This is a genomic window from Ruegeria sp. BG10 (genome assembly GCF_056538575.1).
This window is the reverse complement of record NZ_JBQFTI010000001.1, coordinates 94,227-112,842: the sequence shown is the minus strand read 5'-3', so window position 1 is coordinate 112,842 and position 18,616 is coordinate 94,227. Positions and strand designations below refer to the sequence as shown.

Sequence of the window (18,616 nt, the reverse complement as noted above, 5' to 3'; positions counted from 1 at the left end):
CGACGGGCGCAGTCTGCCCCTTACGGTGCTGGCAGGGAATTGCGGGAAAGGGATCGGATGCCATCCGAAGGTGCCAGACGCAGCGGCCGGCGGGCCCGGCACGCGCAACGCGCAGCCAAACCAGTTGTCGACCCCTGCCCGCCCGGACAGACGGGCGGCGCGTACAAACCGCTGACACAATCCGATATTGAGAGGATCTACGACACCGCTCTGCGGCTGCTGGCAACCCTTGGCATGGGCGACATCCCCGACCGGCTGGCCGCCGACCTTACAGCGGCAGGCGCGCAAAAGGGCCAGAAGGACCGGCTGGTTTTCCCGCGCGAGATGGTTGAGAACGCGGTCAGGTCGGCCGCCAAAACCTTTGTGTTCCACGGCAGGGACGAAAGCCGTTCGATCGAAGTGGGCGGCGATCGGGTGTTTTTCGGCACCGGAGGGGCGGCGGTGCAGACGCTGGACATCGACAGCGGGCGTTACCGTCCGTCGACATTGGCTGATCTGCACGACTTTACCCGGTTGCAGGATACGCTGGCCAATGTCAGCTGGTTCACGCGCTGCTGCGTGGCGACCGACCTGCCCGATGTGCTGGATCTAGACGTCAACACGGTCTACGCCCTGATACGCAATACGACCAAACCTGTGGCCACATCCTTTACGCTGGCCGGACATGTCGCGCCCATCGTTGAAATGCTGGACATCGTGGCGGGCGGACCGGGTGAGTTCGCTAAGCGGCCGTTCCTGAAGGCCCATATCAGCCCTGTGATCTCTCCACTGCGCTACGGTGAGGACGCAGTGGATGTCGTCTATGAGTGCGTCGCCCACAATATCCCCATGTCCTGCATCACCGCCGCACAGGCAGGGGCGACGGCGCCTGCGACGCTGGCCGGATTTCTTGCGCAGTCGCTGGCCGAAACACTGGCCAGCCTTGTCATGGTCAACACGATCCGTCCCGGCTTTCCGATGGTGTTTTCCAACTGGCCTTTCATCGTCGACCTGCGCACCGGATCCTTCGCCGGCGGCAGCGGAGAAACCGCGGTTCTGAACGCGGCGTCCGCGCAGATCAACAATTGGCTGGGCCTGCCTTCGGGCGTTGCCTCTTCAATGACCGACGCCAAGGCCATCGATGCGCAATATGGCGTCGAAAAGGGCATGACCTCACTTGCCGCCGCTTTGGCCGGGGGTAACCTGATCTATGAAAGTTCGGGCATGACGGCGTCGCTGCTGGGCGCCAGCTTTGAAGCGTTCGTTCTGGATAACGAAATGCATTCGCACACTTACCGGGCGCTGCGCGGTATCGAAGTGACCGATGAAAATCTGGGCTTTGACGCGATCTGCCAGTCGGTTCTGGGTGACGGTCATTTTCTGGGCAGCGCGCATACCTATGCAGCGATGGAACGGGATTACTTCTATCCCGTGCTTGCAGACAGAAACGAACCGCGCACCTGGGAAATGGAGGGCGCAACCGACGCATGGTCCGCGGCGCGGGCTCGGGCCAAGGAGATTTTAAGCGCGCATCGCCCAAAATACCTGACCGATGCGCAGGATGCCGAAATCCGCGCCCGCTTCCGCATCCTGGACTAATCGGGTCCGAGCATTCCCAAGCCGCCGATCTGCCGCTAGGCTCGCCCGGCAATACTTCTAACGATGGGGAACTCATGACCAATTCGTTTTTTCAGCCGGTCTCGGCGATGGAGCTTGCCCGGTTCGCCGGCATCCCCACCTTCATGCGCCTGCCCAGCCTGACGCTGGAACATGAGCGCATCGCCGAGGTTGAGCTGGGCCTCGTGGGCATTCCGTGGGACGGGGGCACCACCAACCGCCCCGGCGCGCGGCACGGACCACGTCAGTTGCGCGACTTTTCCACCATGATCCGGGCAATGAACCCGGTCACGGGTGTGGCGCCGTTCGCGATGGTAAACTGCGCCGATCTGGGGGATGTCGCACCCAATCCGGTCGATATCGCGGATACGCTGAACCGGGTCACCGCGTTCTACACCGAACTGAACCAACGTGGCATTGCTCCGCTGACGGCTGGTGGGGATCACCTGACAACCCTGCCGGTTCTGCGGGCTCTGGCCGCCTCCGGCCCGCTGGGCCTGATCCAGTTCGACAGTCACACCGATCTGTTCGACAGCTATTTCGGCGGTCACAAATTCACGCACGGTACCCCGTTCCGCCGTGCAGTCGAGGAAGGGCTGGTCGACCCCAAACGCTTTGTTCAGGTCGGCATTCGCGGCACCGCCTACAACACCGAGGACATCGAATGGGGCGAGGCGCAGGGCATCCGCATCATCCGCATCGAGGAATTGTTCGACCGGGGTATTGACGACGTCATGGCTGAGGTGCGCGGCATCGTGGGCTCGGCGCCCACCTATTGCACCTATGACATAGATTTTGTCGATCCGACCTACGCGCCCGGCACCGGCACCCCGGAAATCGGTGGACCCAACAGCTTTCAGGCGCAGCAGGTCATTCGCCAGATGTCCGGTGTGAACCTGGTTGGCGCCGATCTGGTCGAGGTCTCGCCCCCGTTCGATCCAAACGGGGGCACGGCGTGGCTGGGTATCTCGCTGATGTTCGAATTGCTCTGCGTTCTGGCACAGGCCGTTGACGCGCGACGCGCCTAGCCGGGGGCCACATTCTCGGCGATCATCGAGATCATTTCGAACATCACCGCCGCCGCCGTCAGCGCGGTGATGTTGTTGGGGCTGTCTTTGGTTGGCATCATGCAAACCACGTCTCCGCCCACGATGTTCAGCCCGCGCGCAGCCCTCAGGATGCCGACGGCTTCGTCAATATCAAACCCCTTCTCGCCGGGTTCCAGATTGGACACGGCCGGCGCAACAGTGGGGTCGAGGCAATCCAGATCGAAGGTGATATAGACCGGGCGGTCGCCCAGCACCTTTTTTGTCTGGGCCACAACATCTTCCAGACCGCGCTGACGGAATTCGCGCATGGTGACGATGTTATAGCCGTAATCGTAGGAAGGTTGCAGCCAGTCCAGACTGCGCGGATGTCCCCGCAGCCCGATCTGCATGGATCGCCTCGGGTCGACCTGCCCCTGATCGGCCAGATAGGCCCCCCAATGGGCGGCTGACTTTTTGGCGCCCAGAAAATGATCGACCTTGGTGAATACATCCGTGTGGGCATCTAGATGCAGAAAGCTGATCGGTTCACCACCCGCCAGCTTGCCCCGGCCCAGCGCCTGCACGATCCCACCCGTTATAGAGTGATCGCCGCCGACCGAGACAGGGCGCGCACCGGCCGCGTCGATGTCGTTGTAAAAGGCGGTGATACGCTCGATGCAGTCCTCATTGTCGTTGGCGCGCGGAAAGGGCACGTCGCCCACGTCGGCGATGCGCGCGCGGCTCCAGGGATCGATCTCAAAAACCGAATGCACACGGCGCTGAACTGCGGAAACGTGGCGCAGGGCGCGCGGTCCCAGATGCTGGTCCCGTTCGGTGGTGCCGTTACCCGTCGAATGTGGCACGCCGACCAGGGCAATATCCTGATCCCGGGGTCCGACATTGGGGCACCGGAACAAGGTGGGCACACCCCACCAGTAAAGGTTGTCCATCATGGACTGTTCATAGCGGTCTGTCATGAAGTCTCTCGTTCAAAGAAAACGCCCCCGGTCGGAACCGGAGGCGGAAGGGATCAGATTTTCTCGTCTTCTCGGCGGAATGCCCCCTGGACGATCCGGTCCATCACCATGGCCAGGAACAGGATGGCAAACCCGCCCAGCAGGCCCGGCCCCTTGGCCGCGTATTGCAGCGCCTCAAGGATTTCCTTGCCCAGACCGCCGCCGCCAATCAGCGAGATGATCACCACCATCGACAGGCACATCAGAATGGTCTGGTTCACACCCGTCATGATCGACGGCAAGGCCAGCGGGATTTCGACATCCTTCAGCAACTGCCATTTCGAAGCGCCAAAGGCCACGGCGGCCTCTTTGATGCTTTCCGGCACACCGCGCATTCCCAGCGCGGTCAGGCGGATCACCGGTGGCATGCCAAAGATGATCGTGGCCAGAATGCCCGGCGGGTTGCCGGTGCCAAAGAAGGCGATGATCGGGATCAGGTAGACGAAGGCCGGCAGCGTCTGCATCAGGTCCAGCACCGGTTCCGCCGCGCGATATGCGCGTTTGGATTTGCCGAACCAGATACCCAGCGGAATACCGAACACCACGCAGAGCAGCACGGCCGCACCCACAAGCGCCACCGTCTCCATCGCGACATCCCAGTACCCCAGCAGGGCGATATAAGCCAGCGAAGACGCGGTGAATATCGCGACCCGAGGCCCTGCCGCCCGCCACGCTGTAACGCAGATCACCAACATGACCACCGGCCAGGGCGACCCGATCAGTGCAATGGTCAGCCCGTCCAGAACGGTTCTGACGCCACCGACGATGCCATCGAAAACGTCACCACCCGCTGCGGCGGCCGCGTCGATCTGTGCCTCCATCCAACTGGCGAGGCTGGAGAACAGCGTACCGCCGTCATCTCCCAGGATCATTGCCGACACTTCCTTTTCAGGGAAGGCATCCAGCATCGCCAACGAGGCATTGACCGTAAACTTGTAGACGATCAGCGGCCCGATCGCCGCGACCAGAACCGCCCCCAATATCGTATTGCGGTTGGATCGGCCGCTTTCGGTGCTGTTGGGGTCGATTCGCCATTTCGAATACTGCTTTTCATAGACGCGATCCGCGTAGAAACCCTGAACCAGCTTGAACACCAGCAGCATCAGCAACCCGGTGATCATGATGCCCAGCGCCTCGGACTGCGCCGCCGTCGCTTTTTCGAGGCTGGAATCCGCCGCCTTCTGGATGTTTTCCGCAAGCTTGTTGAAGCGGTCGATATCGGCCTTCTCCGTGGCGTCGGCGGCGCGGGCAAGCAGCTCGTTTGCGCGTTCCTGCTGCCGTGCGGCGCGTTCCGCCAGGTCTGCGCCGGGATTGCCCCATGCGCCCCGCCCGATCTGCACCCAAGCGATGATTTCCAAGATCAGGAACGTCCAGAACATCCCCCAGATCGCTCGGGAGGCCGACCAGAACGGCCCCAGAACCGCCGCCCACAGGTTGAAGGTGTTGGGAACCGGGCTGGTCGCGTCGTGAATCTTGTGGAACGCGTTGACGTAATAGTCGCCGTTTGGCCCGACAAACTCGTGGATTGAACGGTCCAGCGCGTCACGGTCAACTTCGATATCCGAGGCGGCGGTGACCTTCATTTCCATTGCTGCATCAGTCATTTTTACCCCCCTGAATTCCGCGCAGCAGGCGCGGTTTTGTGACAACACCGACGTCGCTGCCGGAATCGGTGATGACCACTGGTAGGTCCGTGTTCACGGCCAGATCGATCAGCTGGTCCAGATCCGCCCCTTCATCCGCGCGCGGCGCGCCGTCGGTAGGGCCGGAATAGCTGGCCAGCGGTTCCATGATCGAATGCGCCTTGACCAGTTTGAGCTTTGAGATGCCCTGCACGAATTCCCGCACGTAGTCGTCGGCGGGGTTCATGACGATGTCTTCGGGCGTCCCGATTTGAACGATCACGCCGTCTTTCATGATGGCGATGCGGTGGCCGATGCGGATGGCCTCGTCCAGATCGTGGGTGATGAACAGCGTGGTTTTCTGCAACTGCGCCACAAGCGCCTTGAACTGGTCCTGCAATTGCAGCCGGATCAGCGGATCGAGGGCCGAGAACGGTTCGTCCATCAGAAGGATCTCGGGGTCCGACGCCAACGCGCGGGCGATTCCGACCCGTTGCTGCATCCCGCCCGACAGTTCCTTGGGCAGCCGGTCCTCATACCCCGTCAGGTCCACCAGGCCCAGCGCATGGTCAGACACCGCCCAGCGCTTGGACTTGGACACTTTGCGGATTTCCAGAGGATAGGCCACGTTATCGCGAACCGAACGGTGCGGCATCAGCGCCATGTGCTGAAACACCATTCCGATCTGCTGCGCCCGGATGCGACGCAGTTCAGTCTCGGATATCTGCGACACGTCATGCCCCAGGATTTCGATCTTGCCAGCGGTCGGTTCGATCAGGCGGTTGACGTGGCGCACCAGCGTGGATTTGCCCGAGCCGGACAGGCCCATGATGCAGAAAATCTCACCCCGCGGCACCTCGAATGTCGCGCCCTGCACGCCGACGACACAATTGAATCTTTCCAGAACTTCGGGCTTGCCAATGCCTTCGTTCCGCACTGCGGTCATGGCTTCTTCGGCGCGGGCGCCGAAGATCTTCCAGACATCCGTCAGTTTTACGACTGTTTCGGTCATACTTGTCCCTTTGATGCAAAACAGGCCGCCGGGCGCTGCCGACGGCCTGTCCGGTTTCAGTTCCGGTCTGAGTCAATCACTCGGACATCCAGCCCAGAACGGCATCTTCGTTCGCGCCAACCCACTCTTCCGCGTAGGCCTGTGGCTCCTTGCCATCGATCACCAGCGCGTAGGTCATGGCCGACACCGTGTCGGTGTCCAGCTTCATGTTGGACAGCATCCGCGCGACCTCGGGGTATTCATCCTCAAGCGATTTTGCGTAATGCAGGTGCAGATAGGCCAGATCCCAGGCAACCGCGGCCTCGGATTTCTCAAGCCATTCGGGGTCGTCCGTCGGCTGCAGAACATTCCATTTGGCCGCATCATAAGCGGGCTCTTCCAGAACCTGCAATTCGTGCAGTTCGAACACGTAATGCGGCGTGTAGCAGAACCCGACCCAGGCGTCGCCGGCCTTGATGGCATTGTCGAGATTGGCATAAGCCACGGTTTCATCAATCTCGGTCAGCTCGAAAATCTGGTCATAGCCATAGGACTTGGCGCGAACCTTTTCGACATTGGTCGAAGCCCAGCCGGGCGCGCCGATCCAAAGCTCTCCCTGTCCGTCGCCGTTGCTGTCGAAAAGTGCCGCGATATCGGGGTTGGTCAGGTCCTCGATGGACTTGATCCCGTTGGCGTCAGCGGTCGCCTTGTCGACGCACATACCCTGAAACGCTTCGACGCCGTTGGGGTTGAAGGCTACGGTGCCCTTGTCGGTGACATAGGTGTCATGCAGGTTCTGCTGGTTCGGCATCCAGACCTCGGGGTGCACATGCATGGCGCCGGAATCCATTGCCTCGAACACGATCGGGTTTGTCCCGTTCTGCAGTTCAACCTCAAGCCCGAGGTTCTGTTCAATCGCTACCTTCAGAATATGCGCCGTTGCGTTCACCGACGGCCAGTTCGGCACGCCGATCACGATATCCGCGGCCATGGCAGGCCCGGCGATCGCCATGGATGCGCCTCCCAGTAACGTAGCAAGTTTTTTCATTTGATATCTCCATGTTGGACGTCCGCGGTGCTTGTTATCTTCTTGCCCGGCAGGGCAGAGACACCTTACAGACACTTTCGGGAAGGCGTTGCTTCCCGGGCTTTTTGGCCAACAGCCCGACATGCCGGGTTGGCTGAAAAATTGAAGCATGCGAACGCGCTGCCCATCAAGACCTAGCTGAGACAAAACCGCGAATGCGGCATTATCATAGATTTGTTTCGGTTTTTTCCGATTTAGCCTTGATTGGGGTCTGCTAGAGGCTCTGGCAAGGACTCGCTCCACTGGCGCAGTTCATCAAGGAAACCCAGCGCCGTGCACCCGAGTTTGGTGAGGGAATATTCAACAGAAACCGGTGCTGTCTGCAACACGTTTCGGCGCACCAGACCCTGAGCCTGCAACTGCCGCAGCCGTTCGGTGATCATCTTTTTGCTGGCCCCTTCGATCATCCGCGACAGATCGTTGAACCGGACCGGACCGTCTTTCAGGTGCCACAGGATGGATCCGGTCCATTTGCCGCCCAGAATCCGCATGCCGCGTTCGATCGAGCACGGCACCAGACAAGCGTCGGCGGCGGTTTTCCGCCCCTGTTCATCTGGTTGAATCCTTGCCTTCATAGCGTAGCCCTTATGCTGACACTAGGTTACCTAAAGTATACTGGTTGATTTTCGTAACCACAATGCACAACTTCGTCCGGAACCCGCCACAAGTCAAGCAGTTCACAACGCAGCAAGGACACAGAGACATGAGCAATATTCTGATCGTAAACGGAACACAGCCCTATGAAATTGCGCCGGGGGGGCTTAACGCCAGCCTGACGGAACAGGCGCGCGACGTCCTCGCCTCTTTGGGTCATGATGTTCGCGTCACCACAGTGGCCGACGGCTATGACACGAACGCCGAGATTGATGCTCATTTGTGGGCAGATACCGTCATCATGCAGTTCCCGGTCAACTGGATGGGCGTTCCCTGGTCGTTCAAGAAATACATGGATGAGGTGTACACCTCGGCGATGGACGGTCGGTTTGCCGATGGTGACGGTCGCACCTCTGACGCGCCCAAGAAAAACTATGGTATGGGGGGCAAGCTCGGCGACAAGAAATACATGCTTTCCGTCACCTTCAACGCTCCGGCCGAAGCATTTGAAAACACCGCGGAACCCTTCTTTGCCGGCGACAGCGTTGATGATCTTCTGCGCCCGCTGCACCTGACGGCCAAGTTCATGGCGATGCAGCCGCTGCCCACCTTCGCGGCGTTCGACGTCATGAAGAACCCGGCCATTCAGGAAGATTTCGCCCGGTTCGAAACGCATCTGAAAACCGCGCTTGCAGAGGTCGAAGATGTCGCGGCCTGATATCCATCTTTATACCGCAGGTACGATGAACGGGTATAAGCCCGTCATCTTTCTGGAAGAGGCCGGCGTCCCTTATGACCTGACCCATATCGACTTCTCCCGGCAGGAACAGAAAACGCCGGAGTTTCTGGCGTTGAACCCAAACGGGAAGATTCCAACCATCGAAGACCGGGCCGAGGGCCGCGCGATCTTTGAAAGTGGCGCGATCCTCTGGCATCTGGCGGAGAAATACGGAAAGTTTCTGCCGTCCGATCCGGCCAAACGTGCCGAAGTCATGCAGTGGATGCTGTTTCAGGTCGGCCATGTCGGGCCGATGATGGGCCAGGCCATGTATTTTCAGCATATCGCCGCACCCAATGGTCAGGTTGAGCCGTTTTCGATCCGTCGCTATGTCGACGAAAGCCGCCGCCTGCTGGAAGTGATGGACACGCGCCTGAACGGGCGGGACTGGATTGCAGCCGATGAATACACCATCGCTGACATGATGCTGTACCCTTGGGCACGGGCTTATGTCTGGGCGCGGGTCAATGTCGATGATCTGCCGCATCTGAAGGCGTGGTTTGATCGTATCGACGTCCGACCCGCCGTTCAGAAGGCGCTGACCATTCCGAAAGCCAACCCCCAATTCTGGGATGCAAACGCCGATGCCAGCGCCTTTGCCAAAGAAAACGCAGCCCGCTTTTCCGGCGATGTGAAAAGGGACTGAAGCGGCGCATCGGCTTAGTCATAGCTTTGTGCCAGAATGAACGCGGCCGCCGCGTCGGCGAGAGGCCGGAAACGGGACCTCTCGCTGACATATAGATAGACCTGCCGCCGGTCTTCCAGATCCGAAATAGGCCGGAAGGCGGTCGCCTCGGGCATGAATCTGGCGACGGTCTGCGGCAGTACCGTCACCCAGCCCCCCGTCCGTACCAGCGTGATCAGGGAATGCGTGTTCTGCACTGTGATGTCGGCCAGTGCGATGGCCGCCAGAAATTGCGGAGACTGTATCTGCTCACACAACGCATTGCGGATAAAGGGAAACCCGGCAAGATCCTTTTGCCAAAGTGGCCCGGACCGGGAAAGCAGCGGGTGATCCACAGCGCAGACCAGCCCGAACCGGTCCTGAAACAGTGGAATCGCCCGCACCCCGTTCAGTGCATGCTGCCCCGACGCGATGCCGATATCCGCCTTGCCTTCGACCAGCGCATCCAAAACCTGCTGGGTGTCCGTGTCGCGCAGTTCGATTTTCAACCCGGGATAAGTCTGCGTCATATGCGTCAGCACCCCGGGAAACACCAGCGCCGCGATCGAAGGCACCGACACGATCCGCAAAAGCCCATGCTCGGCATTTGCCGCTGCTTCGATATCCAGAACGGATTGATCGAACTGGCGCACCTGTTTCAGCGCCATCTCAAACACTTGCTGCCCCAGAGGAGACAGCCGGTTCTTCCGCTCACCCTCGAACAGCTTTTTACCTAGATGGTCTTCCAGTTGTTTAAGGGTCATGGACACCGCAGACTGCGTCCGGCCCAGCCGGTCGGCGGCTTCGACCAGGGTGCCGGTCTGCGCAACCGTGCAAAAACAGCGCAGAGTTTCAATCTTGAGTGACATACTTCAAACTTTCTGAAGTTTACTAAACTTATTTGAGTTTGACTGATGTCCGTCAAAGATTCCATCCTGCGCCGGACACTTTCTGAACACTGGGGCGCATTGTGACCAAACTGAACCTGATCGCCGGAGAATGGCTGGCGGGCGAATCCGAAATCGAAAACCGCAACCCCTCGGACCTGAGCGATCTGGTCGGCGTATTTGCCCAGGCCAGCGCGGATCAGCTGGAGGCCACGCTGGATCAGGCGCGGGCGGCGCAGGCTGAGTGGGCTGCCTATCTGCCCGAACGCAAGCAGGCCGTTCTGATGAACATCGGCAACGAGCTGATGTCGCGCGCCGAAGAACTGGGCACCTTGCTGTCCCGCGAAGAAGGCAAACCGTTTGCCGAGGGCAAGGGTGAGGTCTATCGCGCCGGTCAGTTCTTTACCTACTACGCTGCCGAGTGCCTGCGTCAGATCGGCGAGAACGCCGACAGCGTGCGCCCCGGGGTCGAGATCGACGTTCGCCGCGAAGCCGTGGGCGTGGTGGCGATCATCAGCCCGTGGAACTTCCCGACCGCAACCGCGTCGTGGAAGATTGCTCCGGCGCTGTGCTATGGCAACGCGGTTGTTTGGAAGCCTGCGAACATTACACCGGCGTCCGCCGTAGCCCTGACCGAGATCATCGAGCGACAGGACATCCCCAAAGGGTTGTTCAGCCTTGTCATGGGCTCAGGCCGTTCGATCGGCCAGCGTCTGGTGGAAAGCCCCAAGGTCAACGCGATCTCATTCACCGGATCGGTTCCGGTGGGAAAGCGTATCGCTGCAGCGGCGATCCAGAACCTGACCAAGGTGCAGATGGAGATGGGCTCCAAAAACGCGCTGGCCGTGATGGACGACGCCGATCTGGACCTTGCGGTGACCCTGGCGCTTGGCGGTGCTTTCGGTGGCACTGGGCAGAAATGTACCGCTTCGTCGCGGCTGGTGGTTCACGCGGGCATTCACGATGCCTTCGTCGAGAAGCTGGTCGCCGGCGCACAGGCGATGAAGGTCGGCCACGCGCTGGAGGAAGGCACTCAGATGGGACCGGTCGTCAGCCAGCAGCAACTGCAGGAAAACCTGGCCTATGTCGATCTGGGTAAATCCGAAGGCGCGGAACTGGCCTGCGGCGGTCAGCGGCTTGAGATGCCACATGAGGGCTTCTACATGTCCCCCGGCGTATTCCTGAACACCACCAACGACATGGCGATCAACCGCGAGGAGATGTTTGCGCCGCTGACGTCCGTTATCAAGGTCAGCAGCTATGACGAGGCGCTGAGCGTGGTCAACGACACCAATTTCGGCCTGACCTCGGGCATCGTGACCCAATCGCTGGCCCGCGCCACCCATTTCCGCCGCAACGCGCGCACCGGGGTTGTCACGGTCAACCTGCCGACGGCGGGCACCGATTATCACGTGCCCTTCGGTGGCCGGGGCGACAGCTCTTACGGGCCGCGCGAACAGGGCAAGGCGGCGGCCGAGTTCTATACAACCGTCAAAACGGCTTATATCAGCGCGGGATCGCCGGTCTGATGCGGATCGACGGGCTGCAATACGCCAACTGGTCGGAAAAGATTTTCCGTCAACTGCGCGAGGGTGGCGTGGACGCAATCCACGTCACTATCTCGTATCATGAGAATTTCCGTGAAACGGTTCTGAATTTTGAAAAATGGAATCGCTGGTTCGAGCAATATCCGGACCTGATCATGAAAGGCCGCTGGGCCAGTGACATTGACACCGCCCGCGAAACCGGGCGGACGGCGGTGTTCTTTGGGTTCCAGAACCCCTCGCCCATCGAGGACGATATCGGGCTAATCGAAATCCTGCACGATCTGGGCGCCCGATTCATGCAATTGACCTATAACAACCAGTCGCTGCTGGCGACCGGCTGTTACGAGGCCGAAGACACCGGCATTACCCGCATGGGCAAGCAGGTCATCAAAGAGATGAACCGTGTTGGCCTTGTGGTGGACATGAGCCATTCGGCGGATCGCTCAACCATCGAAGCGGCCGAAATTTCCGAGCGCCCCATCGTCATCACCCACGCCAACCCGCACGAATGGTCGCCTGCCCTGCGCAACAAGCGGGACACGGTGATCCGTGCGGTCACGGAAAACGGTGGGATGCTGGGCTTTTCGGTCTACCCTCATCACCTGAAGGACAAATCCGCTTGCACGCTGGAGAGTTTCTGCGAAATGATCGCGCGCACTGCTGACAAATACGGGGCTCAGCATCTGGGGATCGGCACGGACCTGTGTCAGGACCAGCCCGACAGCGTGGTCGAATGGATGCGCGTGGGGCGCTGGACCAAAGAGATCGACTATGGTGAAGGCTCGGCCTCTGCCCCCGGCTTTCCGCCAATGCCGGACTGGTTCCGCGACAATCGTGACTTTGGAAATATCGAGGCCGGGCTGCGAAAGGTTGGCATGAATGCCAGCGAAATCTCGGGCATCATGGGCGGTAACTGGTACCGTTTCTTTGCTGAAAACTTCGGGCCGCAATCCGCATGACCCAGGCCAGCCCTCATATCCCGCGACGCGATCCCGCGCAGGTGATGCGCCTGTCGCGGCTGGGGTCGCTGCATCAGTGCCGGCTCAGCTTCATGCGGCAACTGACCCGGCGCATGGCGCAGGAAGACTGGAGTTTCACCCGCCCCGTCTTTGACATCGACGCAAATGGTGTAGGTCACGCAGTCTACACCGCACAAGGCCCCGAACACGCCTATTCTCTTGTGGCCTTTGCCCATGACCTGCCGCCCGAGCAACGCTCGGACCGGGTCATCGCGGAAGCGTGGGACGCGACCTTTGCCCTGTTCGATGGTGTGCCGACGGCGCAGGACATTCAACGTCTGTCCGAAAACGTGCCCCTGCAAGAGGCCGGGCGCATCAGTGAAACCGAATTGTCTCTGTCGCGCGCGAACCGTTCGGTCCGCCTTTGGACGCATGTGGTCAATCGTCTTGCGGCAGGACACCAGCCGGATCTGGAGCAGATTTACGAGGTCGGGTACCTGATGCGCACCACAGCCGTTTATGGCTCGGGCAAATTCGGGGCGGCGGACCGTGAAACAACCTCGGACCGGCCCGAGCTGAGCGCCCCGTTTCAGACCGAGATGCTGTCGGTCTACCTGACCCGCGTTTTTGTCCGCGATCTGGTGCAGCATATGGCCCGCGCCAGGGGTGGCGAGCAGACGGCAGAGCTGGACCCTGCCATTGCACGCTGGCTGGGCATCGGCAACTCCACCGGTCTGGGCATGGCACCGTTCATCGTGAACCACCCGATTCTGTTCAACAACTGGATCATGGTCCGGGAAGAGGCGATTGCGCGCGTGCGATCCCTGCCTGCTGTGTCAGACGATGAAGTCCGGCAATTTCGCGACATCTTTGAGCGCAGCAAACTGTCGATGTCGTGGTGGCGGTCGGAGCACCCAGTACAGGTTGCGAAACTGGCCGACCTGAACGCTGACCTTTCGGCGATTGCGGACTATGTGCGCCAGTCTGATCTGACACAGAGTCACCCATGGGATCGTCTGATCCGGTGGTCCGAAACGTCGCTGAGTCAGGAGGGGCAGGAACTTGTCGCTTCGCTGATCCTGGAGCCTTATGGCGATCTGGTCGACGGGCTGGCCAGTTGCATGTCCGACAGCAATGCGCAGGCGCAGGTCATTGACGGCGCCATGACCGTTGCCGAGGTCCGCGACCTGATCCGCAACAGTTTTGACTGGGCGCTGGATCTGGACTGGTCGGACGCGGCCAATTGTTCCCGCGCCTGGTACGTGTCCGAAGAAAAGCTGGAACCGCGGCTGGGCGAACGGTTCGAAGAGCCGATTGCTGATTACGAACAGCCTCTGGCCCCGGCGCGGGATGCTGCATTCGCCTTTGCCGCGCTTGCAGACTGGCAAGGCGACACGCCGATTGCCGAGTTCCTACTGCGCCACCCCGAACACCGCCACACCATCCGTCGGGCGCAGATCGGGCGCGTCGCCCCTTATGGTGAAATCCGCGACAACACGATCAGCGCCAGAGTCATGCCCATCGACATGCTGCGGGCTAAACTGTCCTTTTTCGGTGCCACCCACTTCGATCCGCGTTCAGACCGCTGGGTACGGATCTGCATGTATGCCGGTGCCCCCTACCCCGAAGAGCTGACGCCGGAAACGGCGGATCTGTGGGTCTACCCGGAGCCCGTGTCATGAGTTTTTCGCTGAATGAGGTCGAGGCCACCGCCAAACGCGCCGCCCGCGGTGCCGGATATGACTGGGGACATGCCGAAGAGGCGGCAAAAGCCGCACGCTGGCTCTGCGCCAATGGATTGGACGGTGTCGAAGCCCTGGCCTTGCTTCTGGAAACAGAACCGGCCCGTCAACCCCTAAGTCCAGCACCTGCGGCACAGAGTCAGGACAGCGCTGCCCGGCAGGCCCGTTGTCCGTTGATTGCCGGGGCCGCCCTTTCGGACAACGCACGGCAGTTGGCGGGAACGGCCGTCACCCTGCAAGATGTTGCTGTTCCTGCCCTGCTGTTACCCTTTGCGGCCAACGCAGCACGGCTGCTGAATGCGCCGGTGACCTTCACGTGCGATGGCGTGGACGCAGTCACCGACGGGTATTCCGCCGCAGTGCCATCCGACATTCCGGATCATGCAATGAACGTGTGTGTGCAGCTTGGCGGCACCTTGTCCGAACCTGCAACACGCCAATCCCGTTCAACACCAAACCCGGAGCGGTGGGCCGTTCTGAACCGGTTTGCGCATCGAACCTATGCCCCTGCCACCGAGGAATCCCGCCTGCGCGGGGCCGGGGCAGGCTTGTCCGACAACGATTGAAGAGATGAAAATGGTTGATACCCGCACCCTGACCCTTGCTGAAATCGAAGACGTCGCCTTCCGCGCGCTGGTGGCCGCCGGCACGACCGAAGCCAACGCCCGCCCGCTGGCCGTCGCAACCGCCGCGACCGAAGCCGACGGGGTTGCCAGTCACGGTCTGGCCTATATCCCGATCTATTGCGAGCATGTGCAGTGCGGCAAAGTCGACGGATCTGCCCAGCCTGCCCTGTCTCAGCCCCGGCCCGGAGTAGTGAATGTCGATGCGGCAACCGGCTTTGCACATTCCGCAATCGACCTGGGTTTCGCGTCGCTGATTCCGGCGGCGCGGGAACAGGGCATCGCCGCGCTGGCCATCCGCAACAGCTATAATTGCGGCGTTCTTGGGTATCACACTTTCCGGCTGGCGCAGGCCGGGCTGGTCGGGCTTGGGTTCACCAACGCGCCCGCCTCGATCGCCCCGTCGGGTGGCGCAACCCCAGTTGTCGGCACCAACCCTTTCTCGGTGGCGGCACCGGGGTCGGATGGCCAGCCCGCTCTGCTGATCGACCAAAGCGCAAGCACAATTGCCAAAAGCGAAGTGATGAAACACGCCCGCGAGAGCAAGCCGATCCCTGTCGGCTGGGCGCTGGATGCGGATGGCAATCCGACCACCGATCCCAATGTCGGCCTGAAGGGTTCGATGGCCCCATCGGGTGGCTACAAGGGCGTCGGTGTTGCACTGCTGACCGAGATCATGGCCGCCGCGCTGACAGGTGCGACGCTCGGCCTGAATGCCTCGCCCTTTTCCGGCACGGTTGGCGGGCCACCGCGCACGGGTCAGTTCTTTATCGCAATCGACCCGTCCGCAACGGCTGGCGACGCATTTGCATCCGGCCTGACCGGGCTTGTGGACGCGATCCGATCGCAGCCCAATGCGCATCTGCCGGGCGACGGGCGCCGTTCAAAACGGGTAACGGCCGCGTCCGAGGGCGTTGCGGTCAACACGGCGACATTGGACAAGATCGCTGCCATCCTGAGTTGACAGGACAAAAGAACACAAAGGCGGCCCGGCGCACTTGATCATCTGCGCAATCGCATAGATCCTGACGTGATTGCGCCCCCAGATCAATTGACCGGCATATGCATTTCGAGGTTCTTCAATCCATCAGCCTGAACGGCACAGCAGGCATGCCAAACGATGATCGTTCAGGCTGTCTGGGGGATCGCGCCTGGGTTATCGACGGGGCGACCGATCTGACCGAGCCCGGGCTGCTTGGCCGTCAGGGCGGGGCTGCGTGGCTGGCGACAACAGCCAACACCTGCTTTGGACGATCAAGCGCAGGAACCATCAAGGCCACATGCGACGCCGTACTCGGACAGATCGAGGCGCAGTTTGACGCGGACCGGACACGGGACGCCGTCGCGGAATGGGAAGTTCCCAAGGCGGCCTTTGCGGCCGTTCAGCTTGTCGCAGGCGCGCTCGAAGTGGCCTGGATAGCGGATTGCCCGGTCCTGCATGCGGCGGGTGATGCGGTTCGCTGGTGTACCGACGCACCTGATTCAAGCGCTGAGTCCGCAGCGGCCCTTGCGCTGGGTATCGGGACAGGCGCGTCCCGGAAGATTGCGGGCAAGGCGCTGCAAGACCGGCGCACCCACCGTGCCAAGGCGGGCCATAGCACCCTAAGTCCCGACGCACGCGCATCCGCGCAGGCGGCGCGCTATGCGTCCGTCCCGGTAGCCACTGGAGACGAAGTCCTGCTGATGAGCGACGGCTTTGCGAGTTTGGTCAGCGATTACCGACAATACTCAGCCCATTCGCTGATGGGCGCCATTCGCGAGACGGGGCTGGATCACCTTGCCCAAATCCTTCGAAAGATCGAGCGGGACGACGCGGCCTGCGTGCGCTTTCCAAGGTTCAAGGTCAGCGACGACGCCACCGCACTGTGGCTGCGGATCAGTGGTTAACCGGATCGCAAGGGCCAAAGTCTTTCCGGCTCTGATGGTCCGCGCAGCGCGCCTTGTGCCTGCTCTCTAATCCTCTAATACAGCAATCAGCTCTTTGGCGAGGGGCAGCGAGGAATACCCAAGCTTTGACGGCGTCAAACCCAGCCGCACCACTACCATGTCATAAGACGGGAAAATCCCGATGGATTGCCCGTCATGCCCCTGCAGCCAGACCGCATCCTCAAAGGCTGGCATATCCCCGGGCGCTTCGATCCAGATATGTCCTTTGCCATACGCCCCATCCGATGCCGCGACCGGCGCGAACATCCAGTCCGTAAAGCCGGCGGGCAAGATCTGTTGCCCATCCCAGACCCCGTTTTGCAGCAGCAACTGTCCGAACCGCGCCCAGTCCCGTGCCGTCGCATACATATAGCTGGACCCGACAAACGTATCGGCGGCATCGGTTTCCAGAACCGCCGAGCTCATCCCAAGTGGCTGGAAAAGCGCATCTTTTGGATAGCTCAGTGCACCGGCACCCACCCTGTCCTGCCAAACCCGTGACAGCATAGTGGATGTGCCCGAGGAATAGTTGAAATCCGCCCCGACACTGGTTTCCGCAGGAAGGGCCGCGGCGAAACCCGACATATCGTCATTGAGGTAGAGCATTTTGGTGACGTCCGAAACGTTCCCGTAACCCTCGTTCCATTGCAGGCCGCTGGACATGGCAAGCATATCCTTAACCAAGATGTCCTTGCGACTGTCCTGTCCCCAGTTGTCAAAACTGTCCGTCAAATTGTCGTCCAGAGACATCTGACCCGACTGGATCAACGTGCCGATCAGGGCGGCGGTGACCGTTTTGGTCATCGACCAGCCCAGCAGCGGGGTATTTGCGTCGAACCCTTCGGCATAGCTTTCCCCGACGATCCGCCCGTTTTTCACCACCACGACCGCACGGTGCCCCGCACCCAGCAGGGTTTCGTCAGACAGGACGCTGGCGATATCCGGATGTTGAAACACTGCAACCTCATCGCCGTCCGGCCAAAGCCCGGCGGGTGATGAGTTTGGCGATGCAACCGTTTCATCACTCAGCGGGGCGGAGTGGAGGTTGGTGCATCCCAGACCCTGACGGTACTGTGATCTGGCAGGGGCAAAGAACCGGAAGATGCGAGCCTCGACGGTTTGCGCATCCCGGTCCACTGTGATCGATATCTGTTTCAGCAATGGGTGGCCCGGTGCCTGAACGTCCTCGGCAAGTACCTCATCAGCATCCCGGTCCGCGATGAAGACATTCGAACAGACAATCTTTGCCGCATAGTTTGTTCCGACCTTCAGCAGGTCGGGCGGCGCAATCAGCAGATAGACCACCAGCGCGACGACCGCAGCGACAACTGCACCTGCGAAGAATTTCAGAGCTTTTCCAATCATTGCCAAAACGACCCGGTCGACCGGGCCCCATGCTGTTATTCAATCCGATACCAGTAAAGTGCCTCATTCCTCCGGCTGCCACAGTTCCGTTGCGTACACTGGAAAAGACTGGCCCCTTTCAAGGCTCTCAAAATGCGCTGAAACCCTTGCGGGCTATGGTTCCAGCGGAAGCACTGAGCAGCCCATTGTTC

At 60.7% G+C, this 18,616-nt stretch carries 17 protein-coding genes; 10 read left to right on the top strand and 7 right to left on the bottom strand.

Annotated features, from left to right (window positions below; genetic code table 11):
- Nucleotides 1–57: 57 nt before the first annotated feature.
- Together ACR0D8_RS00540 and ACR0D8_RS00535 are read left to right on the top strand one after the other, a co-directional pair.
- A complete protein-coding gene (locus ACR0D8_RS00540) occupies nt 58–1,578 on the top strand; it encodes a trimethylamine methyltransferase family protein (RefSeq protein ID WP_480643931.1) in 1,521 nt (506 codons plus the stop codon).
- 74 nt (nt 1,579–1,652) lie between these two features.
- Nucleotides 1,653–2,624, top strand: coding sequence for an agmatinase (locus tag ACR0D8_RS00535; RefSeq protein ID WP_480643930.1), 972 nt, complete (start codon nt 1,653–1,655; stop codon nt 2,622–2,624).
- Here ACR0D8_RS00535 and ACR0D8_RS00530 read toward each other — a convergent pair.
- The 5 genes from ACR0D8_RS00530 to ACR0D8_RS00510 all read right to left on the bottom strand — a co-directional run bounded on the left by ACR0D8_RS00530 (nt 2,621) and on the right by ACR0D8_RS00510 (nt 7,915).
- Nucleotides 2,621–3,601 carry an arginase family protein gene (locus ACR0D8_RS00530; protein WP_480643929.1) on the bottom strand — a complete coding sequence of 327 codons (981 nt, stop codon included), beginning with the start codon at nt 3,599–3,601 and terminating at the stop codon, nt 2,621–2,623. The genes ACR0D8_RS00535 and ACR0D8_RS00530 overlap by 4 nt on opposite strands.
- A gap of 53 nt (nt 3,602–3,654) precedes the next feature.
- Nucleotides 3,655–5,244 (bottom strand): ABC transporter permease, encoded by a 1,590-nt coding sequence (locus tag ACR0D8_RS00525; RefSeq protein ID WP_480643927.1) that lies wholly within the window; start codon nt 5,242–5,244, stop codon nt 3,655–3,657.
- Entirely contained in the window at nt 5,237–6,274 is a 1,038-nt protein-coding gene (locus ACR0D8_RS00520) for a quaternary amine ABC transporter ATP-binding protein (RefSeq protein WP_475158059.1), read from the bottom strand. Before ACR0D8_RS00520 ends, ACR0D8_RS00525 begins: the two co-directional genes overlap by 8 nt.
- A 76-nt stretch (nt 6,275–6,350) precedes the next feature.
- Entirely contained in the window at nt 6,351–7,301 is a 951-nt protein-coding gene (locus ACR0D8_RS00515) for an ABC transporter substrate-binding protein (protein WP_475158058.1), read from the bottom strand.
- Between the two features lie 233 nt (nt 7,302–7,534).
- Nucleotides 7,535–7,915 (bottom strand): winged helix-turn-helix transcriptional regulator, encoded by a 381-nt coding sequence (locus tag ACR0D8_RS00510; RefSeq protein WP_480643926.1) that lies wholly within the window; start codon nt 7,913–7,915, stop codon nt 7,535–7,537.
- Between the two features lie 128 nt (nt 7,916–8,043).
- On the opposite strand from ACR0D8_RS00510, the gene ACR0D8_RS00505 reads away from it, so the two are divergent.
- The gene (locus ACR0D8_RS00505) at nt 8,044–8,652 is read left to right on the top strand and encodes an NAD(P)H-dependent oxidoreductase (protein ID WP_480643924.1); all 609 of its coding nucleotides are present in this window, start codon (nt 8,044–8,046) and stop codon (nt 8,650–8,652) included.
- Entirely contained in the window at nt 8,639–9,358 is a 720-nt protein-coding gene (locus tag ACR0D8_RS00500; protein WP_480643923.1) for a glutathione S-transferase family protein, read from the top strand. Before ACR0D8_RS00505 ends, ACR0D8_RS00500 begins: the two co-directional genes overlap by 14 nt.
- Nucleotides 9,359–9,372: 14 nt before the next feature.
- Here the strand turns inward: ACR0D8_RS00500 and ACR0D8_RS00495 are convergent, their stop codons facing one another.
- Complete coding sequence (locus ACR0D8_RS00495; RefSeq protein ID WP_480643922.1) at nt 9,373–10,245, bottom strand: LysR family transcriptional regulator; 873 nt, start codon at nt 10,243–10,245, stop codon at nt 9,373–9,375.
- Between the two features lie 101 nt (nt 10,246–10,346).
- On the opposite strand from ACR0D8_RS00495, the gene ACR0D8_RS00490 reads away from it, so the two are divergent.
- The 6 genes from ACR0D8_RS00490 (at nt 10,347) to ACR0D8_RS00465 (ending at nt 17,021) form a co-directional block, all read left to right on the top strand.
- Complete coding sequence (locus tag ACR0D8_RS00490) at nt 10,347–11,792, top strand: aldehyde dehydrogenase family protein (RefSeq protein WP_480643921.1); 1,446 nt, start codon at nt 10,347–10,349, stop codon at nt 11,790–11,792.
- Entirely contained in the window at nt 11,792–12,769 is a 978-nt protein-coding gene (locus ACR0D8_RS00485) for a membrane dipeptidase (protein ID WP_480643920.1), read from the top strand. The genes ACR0D8_RS00490 and ACR0D8_RS00485 overlap by 1 nt, the downstream gene beginning before the upstream one ends.
- Nucleotides 12,766–14,451: a hypothetical protein gene (locus ACR0D8_RS00480; RefSeq protein ID WP_480643919.1), complete on the top strand. Its 1,686-nt coding sequence runs from the start codon at nt 12,766–12,768 to the stop codon at nt 14,449–14,451. The genes ACR0D8_RS00485 and ACR0D8_RS00480 overlap by 4 nt, the downstream gene beginning before the upstream one ends.
- On the top strand, nt 14,448–15,077 hold the full coding sequence (locus tag ACR0D8_RS00475; protein ID WP_480643917.1) for a DUF3726 domain-containing protein: 630 nt from the start codon (nt 14,448–14,450) through the stop codon (nt 15,075–15,077). Before ACR0D8_RS00480 ends, ACR0D8_RS00475 begins: the two co-directional genes overlap by 4 nt.
- A 10-nt stretch (nt 15,078–15,087) precedes the next feature.
- Nucleotides 15,088–16,098, top strand: a complete 1,011-nt coding sequence (locus ACR0D8_RS00470; RefSeq protein WP_480643915.1) for an Ldh family oxidoreductase — start codon at nt 15,088–15,090, stop codon at nt 16,096–16,098.
- Nucleotides 16,099–16,196: 98 nt separating this feature from the next.
- Entirely contained in the window at nt 16,197–17,021 is an 825-nt protein-coding gene (locus ACR0D8_RS00465) for a hypothetical protein (protein WP_480643914.1), read from the top strand.
- Between the two features lie 66 nt (nt 17,022–17,087).
- Here ACR0D8_RS00465 and ACR0D8_RS00460 read toward each other — a convergent pair whose 3' ends face one another.
- On the bottom strand, nt 17,088–18,425 hold the full coding sequence (locus ACR0D8_RS00460) for a serine hydrolase domain-containing protein (protein WP_480643913.1): 1,338 nt from the start codon (nt 18,423–18,425) through the stop codon (nt 17,088–17,090).
- Between the last annotated feature and the right edge of the window lie 191 nt (nt 18,426–18,616).